The organism is Klebsiella sp. (genome assembly GCF_027492335.1).
In the GTDB taxonomy this organism is placed as follows: Bacteria; Pseudomonadota; Gammaproteobacteria; order Enterobacterales; family Enterobacteriaceae; genus Klebsiella; species Klebsiella huaxiensis.
In genome coordinates, this window is the sequence record NZ_JAPUEW010000054.1 from 23,669 (window position 1) to 37,789 (window position 14,121).

Consider the following 14,121-nt stretch of genomic DNA (forward strand, 5'->3'; position numbering starts at 1 on the left):
TGGATCATACAAACCCAGAAAACAAAACGCCACGCAATAGCGTGGCGTTTTCTGGCTTTTTTTAACTTACGAGCGCTTCATCATGTCAAAGAAGTCATCGTTAGTTTTGGTCATCGCCAGTTTATTGATGAGGAACTCCATCGCGTCAATTTCACCCATAGGATGGATGATTTTGCGCAGGATCCACATCTTCTGCAGCTCTTCCTGAGTGGTGAGCAGCTCTTCTTTACGCGTACCGGAACGGTTGTAATCGATCGCCGGGAAGACGCGTTTTTCAGCGATCTTACGCGAGAGGTGCAATTCCATGTTGCCGGTACCTTTAAACTCTTCATAGATAACTTCATCCATTTTAGAGCCAGTATCGACCAGAGCTGTGGCGATAATCGTCAGGCTACCGCCCTCTTCCACGTTACGCGCAGCACCGAAGAAACGCTTCGGACGATGCAGGGCGTTGGCGTCAACACCACCGGTCAACACTTTACCGGAAGCCGGTACGACGGTGTTGTAGGCACGAGCCAGACGGGTGATGGAGTCGAGCAGGATGATAACGTCTTTCTTGTGTTCAACCAGACGTTTCGCTTTCTCGATAACCATTTCCGCAACCTGAACGTGGCGGGATGCCGGTTCATCAAAGGTAGAAGCAATAACCTCACCTTTCACCAGACGCTGCATCTCTGTCACTTCTTCCGGACGTTCGTCGATCAGCAGTACCATCAGCACACAATCAGGGTGGTTGTACGCAATGCTCTGTGCAATATTCTGCAGCAGCATGGTTTTACCCGCTTTCGGCGGTGCAACAATCAGACCACGCTGACCACGACCGATCGGCGATGCCAGATCCAGGACACGAGCAGTTAAGTCTTCCGTAGAACCATTACCACGCTCCATACGCAGACGTGAGTTTGCGTGCAGCGGCGTTAAGTTCTCGAACAGAATCTTATTACGCGCGTTTTCCGGCTTGTCGTAGTTAACTTCGTTAACTTTCAACAATGCAAAGTAACGCTCACCCTCTTTAGGAGGACGAATCTTACCGGAAATGGTGTCACCAGTGCGGAGGTTGAAACGGCGGATTTGGCTAGGGGATACGTAGATGTCATCAGGACCGGCGAGGTAGGAGCTGTCTCCAGAACGGAGGAAACCAAATCCATCCTGCAGTATCTCCAGCACACCGTCGCCAAAGATATCTTCGCCACTCTTTGCGTGCTGCTTCAGGATGGCAAAAATGATGTCCTGCTTGCGCATACGTGCCTGGTTTTCCAGACCCATATTTTCGCCGAGAGTAATCAGCTCAGAAACCGGCGTATTCTTTAATTCGGTAAGATTCATAATGGTGTGGGTTCTTAAACTCGGGGTAAAACTCGAACTTAATGTTGTGAATGGTATGGCAGGAACATCCATGCCTGTTAACGGCCTTCATCTCGTGTCTGTACGTCGCCTGGTCACAGGAAAGAACGCAGAACTGAAACGACTAGACGGAATGAGTGATAAGCCCGGAATTATTAGCTTCACGCGCATTTTCTGCGGGACGCTTTGGGTAAAACAAGATTCAAACAAAGGTATGTTTAAAACGAAGTCTGGAATTAACTTAGCACGACTCTTGCCGGGCGTCCAGAGATCCGCAAAAAATAGGAGTCTGGACGCCGGAATAGCAAATCGCTTACGCCAGGTTGGCGTCGAGGAACTCTTTCAACTGGCCTTTAGACAGCGCACCAACTTTGGTTGCTGCAACTTCGCCATTTTTGAACAGCAGCAGAGTCGGGATGCCGCGAATGCCGTATTTCGGCGCAGTACCCGGATTCTGATCGATGTTCAGTTTCGCAATGGTCAGTTTGCCCTGATACTCTTCAGCGATCTCATCCAGAATCGGGGCGATCATTTTGCACGGACCACACCACTCTGCCCAGAAATCGACGAGGGTTAGCCCGTCAGCCTTGAGTACGTCCGTGTCAAAACTGTCGTCAGTCAGGTGAATAATTTTATCGCTCATATTTAACTCCACAGGAATAAGCCTGGTGTGTTGGTGTCGCAGTCATCAACGACGTGTCGATGCTCCGTTATGCACGCTATTTTCAGGATGCCCCTTTAAGCCACCTGCGCGACACGGCCCATCATGGACCTCGCCGCTCAGGAGTCAAAGCAATCTGTATTCAAACCGGCTTATCGCAGATTTGTCACCCCGGCTCGCTTAAGTAGTCTAAGCTTTCGAGGATTCGTTCAGTTGCCGCAGACGCACCTTGAGTCATTTCATGCATAGCCAACGAAAGGTTGACGTTATTTCACCGGATACGCTTTCTTAATGCAATAGTTAGCTGATATTCTACCACACTATGAGCAAAACACACTTAACAGAACAGAAGTTTTCCGACTTCGCCCTGCACCCGGCAGTGATTGAAGCCCTTGAAAAAAAAGGGTTTCATAATTGCACACCCATCCAGGCACTCGCTCTCCCGCTGACGCTGGAAGGTCGTGATGTTGCCGGGCAGGCGCAAACCGGTACCGGTAAAACGATGGCGTTTCTGACGTCAACGTTTCATTATCTTCTCACTCACCCGGCCATTGCTGACCGCCAGGTCAACCAGCCGCGCGCACTGATCATGGCTCCGACCCGCGAACTGGCAGTGCAGATCCACGCTGATGCAGAACCGCTGGCACAGACTGCCGGTCTGAAGCTCGGCCTCGCATACGGCGGCGACGGCTACGACAAGCAGTTGAAAGTACTGGAAAGCGGCGTTGATATTCTGATCGGAACCACCGGCCGCCTTATCGACTACGCCAAACAGAACCATATCAACCTCAGCGCCATTCAGGTTGTTGTCCTCGACGAAGCCGATCGCATGTACGATCTCGGCTTTATTAAAGATATTCGCTGGCTGTTCCGTCGTATGCCGCCGGCCAATCAGCGCCTGAACATGCTGTTTTCTGCCACCCTTTCTTATCGCGTGCGTGAACTGGCGTTCGAGCAAATGAACAACGCCGAATACGTCGAAGTCGAGCCGGAGCAGAAAACAGGTCACCGAATTAAAGAAGAGCTGTTCTACCCTTCCAACGAAGAAAAAATGCGCCTGCTGCAGACGCTGCTGGAAGAAGAGTGGCCGGATCGCGCCATTATCTTCGCCAACACCAAACATCGCTGTGAGGATGTCTGGGGCCACCTGGCGGCGGACGGCCATCGCGTTGGTCTGTTGACCGGCGATGTCGCACAGAAAAAACGCCTGCGCATTCTCGACGAATTCACTCGCGGCGATATCGATATTCTGGTCGCCACCGACGTTGCCGCCCGCGGCCTGCATATCCCAGCGGTTACTCACGTCTTTAACTACGACCTACCGGACGATTGTGAAGACTACGTTCACCGCATCGGTCGTACTGGACGCGCTGGCGCTAGCGGTCACTCAATCAGCCTGGCTTGTGAAGAGTACGCGTTGAATCTGCCGGCTATCGAAACCTATATTGGACATTCGATTCCGGTGAGCAAATACAATCCAGATGCGCTCATGACCGATCTGCCCAGGGCTCTACGTCTGACGCGTCCGCGTCCGGGTAACGGTCCACGCCGTAACGGTCCGCCACGTAACCGTCGTCGTTCAGGTTAAAGCTATATGCCATACACAAAATCATTCAAGTTGCATCAAGGCGGCAAGAGAACGAATCCCGATGAGCTTACTCTGGTAAGTGATTCGGGTAAGAGAACGCAGCCAACGCAGAGGCAATTTGAAGGATGAAGTGTATGAACTCCACCTCGCTCTATGCAGCTATCGATCTAGGTTCTAATAGCTTTCATATGTTGGTTGTACGCGAGGTGGCGGGGAGCATCCAGACCCTCAGTCGTATTAAACGCAAAGTGCGTTTGGCTGCCGGTCTGAATGGCGACAATACGCTCTCTGTAGAAGCAATGGAGCGCGGCTGGCAATGTTTACGTCTGTTTGCCGAGCGCCTGCAGGATATACCTCCAGCGCAAATTCGCGTGGTCGCCACCGCGACGCTTCGTCTGGCAGTAAACGCTGGAGAGTTTCTGGAAAAAGCGCGGGAAATCCTCGGCTGCCCGGTGCAGGTCATCAGCGGTGAAGAGGAAGCTCGTCTGATTTATCAGGGCGTTGCGCATACCACTGGCGGCGCAGATCAGCGTCTGGTCGTGGATATCGGCGGAGCCAGTACTGAACTGGTTACTGGAACCGGTGCGCAAACCACCTCGCTTTTCAGCCTGTCGATGGGTTGCGTCACCTGGCTGGAGCGCTACTTCGCCGATCGCAGCCTCACCAAAGAAAATTTCGACCTTGCCGAAACCGCCGCGCGCAAAGTGCTGCGTCCCGTGGCCGATGTTCTGCGCTATCACGGCTGGAAGGTCTGTGTCGGCGCATCCGGTACCGTTCAGGCCTTGCAGGAAATCATGATGGCGCAGGGGATGGATGAACGCATCACCCTGGCCAAACTGCAGCAGCTCAAACAGCGCGCAATTCAGTGCGGTCGTCTGGAAGAGCTGGAGATTGAAGGCTTGACGCTCGAACGGGCGTTAGTCTTCCCGAGCGGTCTGGCAATACTGATGGCCATTTTCAGCGAGCTGAACATTCAGTGCATGACCCTCGCGGGTGGGGCACTGCGTGAAGGTCTTGTCTACGGCATGCTGCATCTGTCGGTCGATCAGGATATTCGTAGCCGCACGCTGCGTAATATTCAGCGCCGGTTTCTGGTGGATACCGAGCAGGCGCAGCGCGTTGCACAGCTGTCCGCGCATTTTGTTCGTCAGGTGGAAAATAGTTGGGATATTGAGCCATTATGCTTCGATCTGCTGCAAAGTGCCTGTCAACTGCATGAAATAGGCCTGAGCGTAGAGTATAAGCAAGCGCCTCTGCACGCGGCCTGGCTCGTTCGAAATCTCGACCTGCCTGGCTTCACACCTGCGCAAAAAAAACTGCTGGCGACGCTGTTGCTAAACCAGACCAACGCCGTCGACCTCTCTTCGATTCATCAGCAAAACGCGGTGCCGCCGAGAGTCGCGGAACATATGTGCCGCCTGCTGCGTCTGGCTATTCTGTTTGCCAGCCGCCGACGCGACGATCTGCTACCGATGATTACGCTGACTGCCAAAGATGAAAATTTGACGCTGACGCTACCGCAAGGCTGGCTGGAGAATCATCCGCTGGGCCGGGAGATGGTAGAACAAGAGTGCCAGTGGCAAAGTTACGTTCACTGGCCGTTGCAGCTCAGCGAGGAGCGCGCAGCAAAATAGCTCAACCAGGGAAATATCATGCGAGAAGAACTGGATTTCAAATCGCTGCGTTTTTTTTCCGCCCTCTTCCGCCTGGGGAACGTCTCTCCCGCCGCCGAAGCGCTCAATATCAGCCAGCCGACCGGCAGCCTGCTGTTGAAAAAACTGCGCGAGCATTTTGACGATCCTCTGTTTGTGCGTATAGGGCAACGCATGGTGCCCACGCCGCGCGCTGATGATATCGCCCAGACCATTTTTACCATTCTTCAATTGGTCGATAATCAACTTCCTGGCAACCCTGAATTTATCCCCCAAACCAGTACGCGTAATTTCACTATTGGCATGACCGATATCAGCCAGATGACATTGTTACCGCCCTTGCAGGTACGGTTACAGCAACAAAACGCTGAAGGTATTACTTTTTCAGTGCTGAATATCGACGATCAAACGCTGGGTGCGCTTGAATCAGGCAAGTGTGATTTAGCCATCGGTTATCTGATGCAGCTACCGGATAGCGTTTACCAGCAGCGCCTGTTTAATCAATCCTATGTTTGCCTGGCGGCAAAAAATCATCCGCGGATCCGTTCCTCGTTTACCGCCGAGAACTGGCGGCTGGAAAAACATCTGGCCGTTCACGTCAACGGCACCGGGCATGGCGATATCGATCGACTGCTCAATGAGTACGGCATGCCACGCCGTATTTCCCTCACCCTCCCCAGCTTTTTAGGTGCAGGTGAGCTGGTTTCGGGCAGTGAACTGATCGCCGTCGTTCCCGAGCAATTGGCACACCATATTACCCATCGTTATCCCTGCTGCAGCTGGCCGTTACCCTTTTCGCTGCCGGAAATCGCGATTCGTCAGGTCTGGCATCAGCGTCTGCACCGCGATCCCGGGCACATCTGGCTGCGTACGCTGATCGCCAACTTTGCTACAGCCAGCCACAATAAAAACCTCTATTAACTTTTAAGCATTCAAAAATAATGCTGTATTAGTTTTTCTGATAACCCGTATTGGATTCTGTTTATTGCCGTAAGTACGTAAAAAATTCTATTCTCCTCGCATCAGGTCATACAAAAACAGATTCGAGGAATATATTATGCGTGGAAAAATCGCTTTAGAAGAGCACGTTTCAACACCGAAAAATAACAGCCTCTGGGACTCAACTGGCGAAGCGGCAAGAAATGGCTCAGAATATATGAAAGACGTTGAACGCCGTTTATTAGATCGCAGCTATCAGCTGGATGAAATGGCGCAACGTAATATCGACCACGTGATTCTTTCTCTGACTTCACCTAGCGCACAATCTATTTTAGATAAATCAGCTGCGGTATCTTTCGCTCGTGAAACCAACGACTATATCGTTGAAAATTATGTTAAGCCAAACCCGGATAAATTCAGCGCATTTGCGACTCTGGCATTACAAAATCCAGAGGCTGCAGCCGAAGAACTGGATCGCGCAGTCAAAAAACTAGGCATGAAAGGCGCGCTGATTAACGGTTATACCAACGTCCAGGATAGCGAACATGGCCTGTACCTGGATGATGAATCCATGCTGGTATTCTGGGATAAAGTCAATGAGCTGAACGTCCCCGTATATTTGCACCCGCGTGAACCATTAGAAGGCCCAGCGCGCGGTATCTACACCGGCTATGAAAGCCTGATCGGTTCCGCCTGGGGCTTTGCTCAGGAAACGGCGGTCCATGCGATTCGCCTGATGATGAGTGGTCTGTTTGACCGTTATCCTGACCTGAACCTGGTTTTAGGCCACTTAGGCGAAGGCCTGGTACACATGCTGCCGCGTACTCAGCATCGTCTCTACCGTCAACGCTTCGGCTGCGGTTTGGGCAAAGCAGAGAAACCGTTAATGCACTATTTGCAGAATAACTTTATCGTCACCACCAGCGGTCACTTCAATACTTATTCTCTGCAAAATGCGATTGATATTATGGGCCCGGATCGCGTGATGTTCTCCGTCGATTATCCGTATGAGGATATTCATCAGGCTTGTGATTGGTTCGATCCGCTGGAAATGGATACTGAATTGAAAAATAAAATCGCCTGGGGCAACGCCAACCGCGTATTCAATATCAAATAATTTCCTCCTGTCGTAACAAAAGGGCCTGACACAGGCCCTTTTCATTATTAATTACCAAATCCATTCTCGATTCCTTTACCACCGTTATTTTTACCTCCGCACTCGGCTACATTATCGCCATCATCTTTGTGCCTCAGCTTATTGTCTTCGTTATTCTCTTTTTTGCCGCCAGTTTTATCATGACGATGATTAATCCCTCGATGGTGGCCGATTTTACGGCCTGCGGGGGCATCATCATGCTGGCGACAGGTTTTCGGCTCTGCGGAATTCACGCTTTTCCTACGGCAAATATGCTGCCATAGCTAATTCTGGTAATGCCCTTCTCCGCCGCGTGGCAACTATTCATCTTTCCAGGCTGTGCCTGCAGTGCCCTATGCCCGCAACGCCTGAAGCTTTACTCTGAAATCAAAGTTAAAGTAATTACTCAGGCAAAACGCGGTTCCATACTCAAGCACGTCCCCATGAGCATTACGGCTTTTCAGCGTAATTTTCATCAACGGCACCCCATGCGGTAAGTCGAGCAAATTCAGTTCCTCACCCGAAGGGATATGCACCGTCAGGGAGTAATCCTGAAGATCGGGAAAAATATTGTTTTCAGCCCAGTGGGCATACAGCGAGCCTTCGAGCAAATCCGGGCGAGGCAAGAAACGTTCAGGGATAAACATGGTTTCGATGGAAACAGGAAGGGCATCAACTAAACGTACACGTTTTATTTTTGCCACCCGATCTCCAACCGCGATCTCCAGCTCACGAGCCAGAATATCATCCGCCACCAGCTTTTCCCTCACCAGCCACCGATTAGACACCGTCCCTGAATTTTGTAGCTGGGCAGAAAATCCGCCGCTGGCAAGGTTATAGCTTACCGGCAGATTCACCTCAGTACCTTTCCCGTGACGCTTGGTAACCAGTCCGGCTTCCAGCAGCGCCTCCAGCGCCTTGACCACCGTCACGCGCGATAGCTCGAGAGCCTGGGACATTTTGCGTTCAGAGGGCAAAATACTGCCATGAGTCAGTAACCGATCCGCTATTGCAGCTTCAATAGCCTGTTTTAATTGAATATAAAGCGGCGCAGGCGCCTCGGCATTCAGACGACCTTTTATATACTCAAGCAGCGGTTGCGACATAATTCATGTGGCCTTAAAGGATTAATCACCAGTGGATTTATCATAGTGGATCCATACTGGAATCTATACCCTCATCATAACCCCTCCCCGCACTCTCCCGAATCCCAATTTGCTATCAGAATGCGCCGTCGATCACAGAGTGATTATAAAGGACTTTAACTGGACTTAATCTGGATCTATTTTTAGTACAACTTTTATTCATCTCTTACCGGGAGTCGTCGATGTCTGATATTCGCCCTACCTATACCGCCGAACGCCGTATCCTTGGCTGTCTTTATGGGCAAGCCATTGGTGATGCAATGGGTATGCCTTCCGAGCTATGGCCTAAACGTCGAGTCATCAACCATTTTGGCTGGATTGAACGCTTTCTTCCCGGCCCGAAAGAGAATATCGCGGCCTGCGAATTTAGCGCTGCGGAGTTCACCGATGATACGCACCAGTGTATCGCTTTAATGGATGCACTGAATGAAACCAACGGTGTAACCGATCCACTGGTCATCGCCAAACATATTCTGCTGTGGGCCAGACGCTGCCAGGCGTTTGAGAAAAATATTCTCGGCCCGACTTCGAAGGCCTCTCTGCTCGCACTCGAGCAAGGGCAAGCGCTTGATGAGATCGCAGCTAACGGCGTGACCAACGGCGCGGCGATGCGTGTAGCGCCGATGGGTTGCCTATTGCCAACCCGAGACAGGGCGTTTTTCATTGCGCAAGTACGGCTATCCTGTCTACCGACGCACAAATCAGATATCGCGATTGCCGGCGCGGTGGTGATTGCCTGGGCTATCAGCCGCGCCATTGAAGGTGCCGGGTGGCCGTTAATCAAAACCGAGCTGGCATCACTCGCCAATGAAACCCAGCGCCAGTACGAGTCCACTTTTAGTCCACTTCTCGGGAATCGCATCCACTTAGCGTTAGATATGATGACCAGAGAGACTGACCATCTGACAGGCATTGAACGTATTTACGAAGATATCGGTGCCGGCATGGATATTATCGAATCCGTCCCGGCAGCGATTGCGCTGGTCGAACTGTCAGGAACTCAGCCCATGAAATGCGCCATGCTGGCGGCAAATTTAGGCGGCGACACGGATACCATCGGCGCGATGGCAACGGCTATCTGCGGCGCGCTTCATGGCATAGAAGCTTTCCCTGAAGAACATATACAACAGATTAATCAGGCCAACGGCATCGACTTCGCGCCTTACGCACAGCGGCTTGCAGGCTACCGCTTCGCATAATTCACAGAGGGCATCAATATGGACAACAAAGCTTCATACGATGGTAATATCCAAACGGCGGATCCCGGAATGGCGGAGTTGGGGATCGGTCTGGTTCCCCCGGTTCACCAAAACCAAAAGCCGGTACAGCTCTTTTTCGTCTGGTGCGCCGCAAATATCGGCATTCTTGGGGTTGTTTACGGTGCAGTTATTGTGTCGTTCGGTCTCTCATTCTGGCAGTCAATTCTTGCCGCCGTTGCGGGAGTCGCCTCCTTTGCGCTGGTCGGAGTGACCAGCATCGCCGGAAAAATCGGGCGAACGACAACGTTGACGCTCTCCCGCGTGATATTTGGCAAACGCGGTAATATCGCGCCCACCAGCTTTTGCTGGGTGAACCTGATGGGCTGGGAATCGGTCAATATCATTACCGGCACGCTCACGCTCGTCGCGCTGTTTGCCGCCATGGGTTTTGAAGAGAGCCTGACGACCACTGCACTATCGCTTTTCCTGTTTGGCGGGTTGACCGTGCTGGTCAGCGTACTCGGCCAAAATGCCGTGCTGATGATGCAAAAATGGATCACCCGAATCTTTGGTGCCATGACGCTACTGGTAGTGATTTATTTGCTGTTCACTGCGGACTGGCAGGCCATCCTCGCCCTGCCTTCAGGCAGTTGGCTGACCGGTTTTCTCCCGGCAGTCTCTATTATCGCCGCAGGCACCGGCATCAGTTGGGCTATTGCCGGTGCCGACTATAGTCGGGATCAGCGCCCTGACTCCGGTGAAAAGAGCATTTTTCTCGCCGTTGTTAGCGGCGCTGCCCTTCCCTTACTGCTGCTGATGCTCACCGGGATACTGCTTACCGCCCAAATCCCTGATTTGGCGTCCAGCGAAAATCCAATTTCCGCGATCGGCAAACTACTGCCTTCGTGGATGGCAATCCCCTATCTTGCGGCGGCTACCGCCGGGGTTGTGACCATCGCAGTGTTGAGCCTCTATTCCGCCAGCCTTAATCTATTAAGCATGGGGATTAAGCTACAGCAGCGTTCCGCCGTGGCCATCGACGCCGTGCTGGTGCTGGGGATCGCACTCTACGTGCTGTTTGTGTCGAAAGATTTTCTCGGACCGTTCATTGCGTTTCTGATTTTCTGCGGCGTATTTCTGGCCGCCTGGGCCGCCATTTTTATCGTCGACTTCTACCGGATCCGCCGCCATGTCGGATACTCGGAAGCTGACTTATTCAGGGAAAGCGGCGCGAACCGAACCGCGCTGGGCTGCTGGATTGTCGGCGCGTTGGCGGGATTGATGGTATCCAAAACCGGGTTTATCGACGGGCCTTTCGCGGTCGGGATTTTCGCGGACTCCAGCCTGGGATTATTCATCTCTTTTGTTCTGGGCCTGGTGCTGTATCTCGCTTTTGGAGCCGGGAAGGGGGCTTGCCATGACAATAACAGCTGACCTGCTATCACCACAGCGCCCAATAGTGGTTATTGGCGCTGCTTTTGGCGACCTTATTCTCCACCTCAATACGCTGCCGCAAAGCGGTAGCGATGTCTCCGCCCGCGATGGCGGGCGGCAGATTGGCGGCTGCGCGTTCAACGTCGCCCGTGCGCTCGCGCGTCTCAACCTGGCCCCGGTTAACGCCATACCGGTGGGCAATGGCGACTGGGGGCAAGCCGTTGCGCAAAAAATGGCGCAGGAAAGTTTACCGGTTCTCTTGCGCCACCCTACCCACGATAACGGCTGGTGTCTGGCCCTCGTTGAGGCCAACAAAGAGCGGACGTTTGTCACCGTTGAGGGCTGCGAGCAGCACTGGAGCACTGAGCTACTGGCGCAAATTCCACAGCCGAAGGACGCAATTATTTACGTCTCAGGCTACGAGCTGGCCAGCGAAGCGCTGCGTCAGTGGATCCTCACACTTTCTGAAGATAAAACGCTGTTTGTCGATTTTGGCCCCCGCCTGTGCGATCTGGATATTGGTTTTATTAAGGCGCTGTTGCATAAACGTCCCGTGCTCACTCTGAACCGCAACGAACTCAGCGCGCTAAGCACACGTTTATATCACCAGGAGAATGCTACGCTTGAGTCAGCCTCGCGGCTCGCCAGAGACTGGCAGCTACGGGCAATTTGTCGGTTTGATAAGGATGGCGCGTGGGTGGTTGAACCCAACGCGGAGCCACAGCATATCCCGGCATGCCGCGTGGTAGTTCACGATACGATTGCCGCAGGAGACAGCCACTGTGCAGGAACAATTGCCGGGCTGGCCTGCGGGATGAGTCTGCGTCAGGCAACGCAATTGGGCAACGAGGTGGCGGCTATCGTCGTCAGCAGGCCTGGCTCAGACGGTGCGCCGACCCGCCAGGAGCTACGCCAGTTCCAGCTTCAGCAGGAAAACGACCGCTAACCGCTATTTACGCGCTTTCGCCAGCATCTCCCGGATGTTGGCGACGTTCGCCTGGCCTTTATGCATCCTCTCTTCCGCCGAGATAACCTTGCGCTCCTGCTCCCAAATCAGGTCGTCCTGCGGCAGCTCCAGCAGGAAGCGGCTCGGCTCCGGACGCACTAGCTCACCGTACTGTCGGCGTTCCCGACATAGCGTAAAGGTCAGTTCTTTCTGTGCCCGAGTGATGCCTACGTAGGCAAGGCGTCGTTCTTCATCGACGTTGTCTTCGTCAATACTGCTTTGATGGGGAAGCAACCCCTCTTCCATGCCGACCAGATAAACATACGGAAACTCCAGGCCCTTTGAGGCATGAAGCGTCATCAGCTGAACCTGATCCGTCTCTTCATCAGACTCTCCTCGTTCCATCATATCGCGCAGCGTGAAGCGGGTGACAACCTGAGTGAGCGTCATCGGCTCATCGATTTCGCTCCCTTCCAGCATTTCGGTCATCCAGGTGAAGAGCATATTGACGTTTTTCATCCGCATTTCGGCGGCTTTCGGGCTGGGTGAGGTCTCGTAGAGCCAGGATTCATAATCCACCCCGCGGATCAGGTCACGGACGGCGACAATCGGCTCACGCTCTGAGAGCTGCTGGATCTCCCGCAGCCAGTGGGTGAAGCGGGTCAGCGACTCATAGCCACGCCCGGTTAGCGTCTGGTTCAGTCCCATATCGAAGCTGGCGGTAAACATGCTTTTGTTACGCCCCATCGCCCACTCGCCCAGCTTTTGTAGGGTCGCCGAGCCAATTTCACGCTTTGGCGTATTAACGATACGCAGGAAAGCGCTGTCGTCGTCCGGATTGGTCAACACGCGTAGATAAGCCAGAAGGTCTTTAATCTCCGGGCGAGAGAAAAACGACGTGCCGCCGGAAATTTTGTACGGGATGCGGTTTTGCATCAGCATCTTTTCAAAAACCCGCGACTGATGGTTGCCGCGATAAAGGATCGCATAATCCTTATATTCGGTTTTATTAATAAAGTGATGGGCGATCAGTTCACCGGCGACGCGCTCAGCTTCATGTTCTTCATTATTGGCGGAAAGTACCTTCAGTTCCACACCATAGCCCAGCTCGGAAAACAGGCGTTTCTCAAAGACGTGCGGGTTATTGGCAATCAGGATGTTGGCCGCCTTCAGGATACGCCCGGAAGAGCGGTAGTTCTGCTCCAGCTTAATCACCTGCAGCGCCGGAAAATCCTGACTGAGCAGAACCAGGTTCTGCGGCCGCGCGCCGCGCCAGGAGTAGATCGACTGATCGTCGTCACCCACCACGGTAAAGCGCGCCCGTTGTCCCACCAGCAGTTTCACCAGCTCATACTGGCTGGTGTTGGTGTCCTGGTATTCATCCACCAGCAGATAGCGAATCTTGTTCTGCCAGCGTTCACGCACTTCTTCATTGCGCTGCAGCAACAGCGTTGGCAGCAGGATAAGATCGTCAAAATCCAGTACGTTGCAGGCTTTCATATGCGCGTCGTACAAGCTATAGCAGTGGGCAAAGATCCGATCCCGCTCTCCTTTCGCGCCAGCGGCAGCCTGTGAAGGCGTTTGCAGATCGTTTTTCCAGTTCGAGATCGTGGAGATCAACTGCTGAAGCATCACTTTATCGTCTTCAATAAGCCCTTCGGTGAGCTCTTTTAACAGCGCTACCTGGTCGGTATCGTCGAACAGCGAGAAGTTAGATTTCATGCCTAATGCGGCATACTCACGTTTGATGATATCCAGCCCCAGCGTATGGAAAGTGGAGATCATCAGGCCGCGCGCTTCTTTGCGTCCCAGCGTTTGCCCGACGCGCTCTTTCATCTCACGCGCGGCCTTATTGGTAAAAGTCACCGCCGCGATATGGCGCGCCTGATAGCCGCATCCGCGGATCAAATGGGCGATTTTATTAGTTATAACGCGGGTCTTACCGGAACCGGCACCCGCCAGCACCAGGCACGGTCCGGTAACAAATTCGACGGCTTGTTGTTGGCCAGGGTTTAAACGCATGGGAGTATTTTGCTCAATCTTCGAACGGGGTGGGGATTGTAGCAGAAAGAGGGGGA

10 protein-coding genes and 2 pseudogenes are annotated in these 14,121 nt (G+C 52.9%); 8 read left to right on the plus strand and 4 right to left on the minus strand.

What is annotated here, in order from left to right:
- Nucleotides 1-66: 66 nt before the first annotated feature.
- Both rho and trxA read right to left on the minus strand, forming a co-directional pair.
- Entirely contained in the window at nucleotides 67-1,326 is a 1,260-nt protein-coding gene (gene rho, locus QVF11_RS16950; protein ID WP_110276891.1) for a transcription termination factor Rho, read from the minus strand.
- Between the two features lie 331 nt (nucleotides 1,327-1,657).
- Nucleotides 1,658-1,987: a thioredoxin TrxA gene (gene trxA, locus QVF11_RS16955; protein ID WP_004097507.1), complete on the minus strand. Its 330-nt coding sequence runs from the start codon at nucleotides 1,985-1,987 to the stop codon at nucleotides 1,658-1,660.
- Between the two features lie 340 nt (nucleotides 1,988-2,327).
- Between trxA and rhlB the strand changes: the two genes are divergently transcribed.
- The 5 genes and pseudogenes from rhlB to QVF11_RS16980 all read left to right on the plus strand — a co-directional run.
- Nucleotides 2,328-3,593: an ATP-dependent RNA helicase RhlB gene (gene rhlB, locus QVF11_RS16960; protein WP_287858352.1), complete on the plus strand. Its 1,266-nt coding sequence runs from the start codon at nucleotides 2,328-2,330 to the stop codon at nucleotides 3,591-3,593.
- Between the two features lie 125 nt (nucleotides 3,594-3,718).
- Nucleotides 3,719-5,227, plus strand: coding sequence for a guanosine-5'-triphosphate,3'-diphosphate diphosphatase (gene gppA, locus QVF11_RS16965; protein WP_287858353.1), 1,509 nt, complete (start codon nucleotides 3,719-3,721; stop codon nucleotides 5,225-5,227).
- A gap of 18 nt (nucleotides 5,228-5,245) precedes the next feature.
- Nucleotides 5,246-6,173: pseudogene (locus QVF11_RS16970) on the plus strand (LysR family transcriptional regulator).
- 129 nt (nucleotides 6,174-6,302) lie between these two features.
- Nucleotides 6,303-7,301 (plus strand): amidohydrolase family protein, encoded by a 999-nt coding sequence (locus QVF11_RS16975; RefSeq protein ID WP_287858356.1) that lies wholly within the window; start codon nucleotides 6,303-6,305, stop codon nucleotides 7,299-7,301.
- Between the two features lie 41 nt (nucleotides 7,302-7,342).
- Nucleotides 7,343-7,603, plus strand: a pseudogene (locus QVF11_RS16980) (DUF554 family protein); the annotation flags it as partial.
- 69 nt (nucleotides 7,604-7,672) lie between these two features.
- Here the strand turns inward: QVF11_RS16980 and QVF11_RS16985 are convergent.
- The gene (locus tag QVF11_RS16985) at nucleotides 7,673-8,425 is read right to left on the minus strand and encodes a GntR family transcriptional regulator (RefSeq protein WP_287858357.1); all 753 of its coding nucleotides are present in this window, start codon (nucleotides 8,423-8,425) and stop codon (nucleotides 7,673-7,675) included.
- A 221-nt stretch (nucleotides 8,426-8,646) separates the two neighbouring features.
- On the opposite strand from QVF11_RS16985, the gene QVF11_RS16990 reads away from it, so the two are divergent.
- The 3 genes from QVF11_RS16990 to QVF11_RS17000 are packed head-to-tail and all read left to right on the plus strand — an operon-like array spanning nucleotide 8,647 to nucleotide 12,043.
- Nucleotides 8,647-9,663 (plus strand): ADP-ribosylglycohydrolase family protein, encoded by a 1,017-nt coding sequence (locus QVF11_RS16990; RefSeq protein ID WP_142512677.1) that lies wholly within the window; start codon nucleotides 8,647-8,649, stop codon nucleotides 9,661-9,663.
- 18 nt (nucleotides 9,664-9,681) lie between these two features.
- A complete protein-coding gene (locus QVF11_RS16995; protein WP_287858359.1) occupies nucleotides 9,682-11,097 on the plus strand; it encodes a purine-cytosine permease family protein in 1,416 nt (471 codons plus the stop codon).
- Complete coding sequence (locus tag QVF11_RS17000) at nucleotides 11,081-12,043, plus strand: PfkB family carbohydrate kinase (RefSeq protein ID WP_287858361.1); 963 nt, start codon at nucleotides 11,081-11,083, stop codon at nucleotides 12,041-12,043. Before QVF11_RS16995 ends, QVF11_RS17000 begins: the two co-directional genes overlap by 17 nt.
- A 3-nt stretch (nucleotides 12,044-12,046) precedes the next feature.
- Here QVF11_RS17000 and rep read toward each other — a convergent pair whose 3' ends face one another.
- On the minus strand, nucleotides 12,047-14,065 hold the full coding sequence (gene rep, locus QVF11_RS17005) for a DNA helicase Rep (protein WP_287858363.1): 2,019 nt from the start codon (nucleotides 14,063-14,065) through the stop codon (nucleotides 12,047-12,049).
- Nucleotides 14,066-14,121: the final 56 nt, after the last annotated feature.

Excerpts from the sequence above, each read along its gene's own strand:
- rho (WP_110276891.1), bottom strand. The coding sequence starts at position 1,326 with ATGAATCTTACCGAATTAAAGAATACGCCGGTTTCTGAGCTGATTACT.
- trxA (WP_004097507.1), bottom strand. The coding sequence starts at position 1,987 with ATGAGCGATAAAATTATTCACCTGACTGACGACAGTTTTGACACGGAC.
- rhlB (WP_287858352.1), top strand. The coding sequence starts at position 2,328 with ATGAGCAAAACACACTTAACAGAACAGAAGTTTTCCGACTTCGCCCTG.
- gppA (WP_287858353.1), top strand. The coding sequence starts at position 3,719 with ATGAAGTGTATGAACTCCACCTCGCTCTATGCAGCTATCGATCTAGGT.
- QVF11_RS16975 (WP_287858356.1), top strand. The coding sequence starts at position 6,303 with ATGCGTGGAAAAATCGCTTTAGAAGAGCACGTTTCAACACCGAAAAAT.
- QVF11_RS16985 (WP_287858357.1), bottom strand. The coding sequence starts at position 8,425 with ATGTCGCAACCGCTGCTTGAGTATATAAAAGGTCGTCTGAATGCCGAG.
- QVF11_RS16990 (WP_142512677.1), top strand. The coding sequence starts at position 8,647 with ATGTCTGATATTCGCCCTACCTATACCGCCGAACGCCGTATCCTTGGC.
- QVF11_RS16995 (WP_287858359.1), top strand. The coding sequence starts at position 9,682 with ATGGACAACAAAGCTTCATACGATGGTAATATCCAAACGGCGGATCCC.
- QVF11_RS17000 (WP_287858361.1), top strand. The coding sequence starts at position 11,081 with ATGACAATAACAGCTGACCTGCTATCACCACAGCGCCCAATAGTGGTT.
- rep (WP_287858363.1), bottom strand. The coding sequence starts at position 14,065 with ATGCGTTTAAACCCTGGCCAACAACAAGCCGTCGAATTTGTTACCGGA.